The 236-nt window shown below is 64.0% G+C and carries 1 pseudogene; it reads right to left on the bottom strand.

Going from position 1 to position 236, the window contains the following annotated elements:
* Positions 1-22 precede the first annotated feature (22 nt).
* Positions 23-236 (bottom strand): annotated as a pseudogene (locus F8271_RS33730) (hypothetical protein); the annotation flags it as partial.

The raw sequence follows: 236 nt of genomic DNA on the forward strand, positions 1-236 counted from the left end.
GATTCAAGAAACGAGCCATCCATCAACTCGAAGCCATGGGATACCGCGTCACCCTGGAGAACGCGTCGTGAAGCGAACCAACCGCCTCTGACGCGAAGGGAATCTTCGCGTCAGCGGGTTGGGCGTCAGCGGCGGGTAGGGATGTGACCAGGTAGGCGGTCTCGCGGCTGGTCTTGCCGCCGGTGGTGCGGGTACGGGTGATCCGGACGGCTTGCTGGGCGTGCGAGAACGCGATC

This window comes from Micromonospora sp. ALFpr18c (genome assembly GCF_008868155.1).
GTDB lineage: Bacteria > Actinomycetota > Actinomycetes > Mycobacteriales > Micromonosporaceae > Micromonospora.